General features: G+C 76.0%; 1 protein-coding gene. It reads right to left on the minus strand.

Annotated elements, in window-relative coordinates; all coding sequences use genetic code 11:
* Positions 1 to 132: 132 nt before the first annotated feature.
* Positions 133 to 922 (minus strand): alpha/beta fold hydrolase (locus Q0L15_RS21235; protein ID WP_296606738.1); only part of this gene is annotated, 790 nt, incomplete at its 5' end.

A 922-nucleotide genomic window follows, 5' to 3' on the forward strand; every position in this document is an offset into this window, starting at 1 on the left:
ACGCGTACGCCGTGATCAGCTCCTGGAAGTCGCGGGTGAACGCCGTGGCGTTCGCCGTCGCCCGGTCGACGTGCTCGTCGCCGAGCACCTCGCGCCGGACCTCCATGCCCTCGTCCCCCTTGTCGTGATGGCTCATCTGGCTCCTTCCCGGCAGAACTCGCGGATCAGGTCGGCGACCGCCTCCGGCGCCTCGGCCGGGGCGAGGTGGGCGACGCCGGGCAGCCCGACGTACCGCCCGTCGGGTACGCCGTCTGCGACCTCGCGCAGCAGCGCGGGCGGGCAGACCGCGTCCTCCTCGCCGGCGACGGCGAGCACGGGTGCGGCGATCTCACCGAGGCGCGGCCGCACGTCGAACGCCGCGAGGGCGCCGCACACGGCGACGTACCCCTCGTCGTCGGCGTCGCTCAGCGCGTGCAGCAGCGCGGAGGCCCGCGCCGGCTCGCGCTCGATGAAGCCGGTGCCGAACCAGCGCTGGGCCGACGCGCTCACCAGCCCCGGCGTGCCGGAGGCGCGCACCTGCGCGATCCGCTCGGCCCAGGACTCCGCGGTGCCGATCCGCGCGCCGGTGCACAGCGCGACGACGCCGCGCACCCGGTCCGGCGCGTCCAGCGCCAGCTGCAGCCCGACCGCGCCGCCGACCGAGTCGCCGGCGTACCAGAACGGGCCGTCGACGCGGTCGAGGACGTACGCCGCCAGGTCGGCCATCGTCACCGGTCCCGGGACCTCGCGGTTCGTCCCGTGGCCCGGCAGGTCCCACGTCACGACGTCCAGCTCGTCGCGGATCAGCGCCGCGCAGTCGTCCCACAGGGCCGCGGCCGAGGTCCCCAGCGACGGCCCGAGCACCAGCGTCGTCACCGGGTCGTCTCCCTCGTGCGCGCGACGACCTCGTCGACGTACGCCGCCGCGTCGCCGAGGTACGTCG

Source organism: Nocardioides sp., from assembly GCF_024509035.1.
GTDB lineage: Bacteria > Actinomycetota > Actinomycetes > Propionibacteriales > Nocardioidaceae > Nocardioides.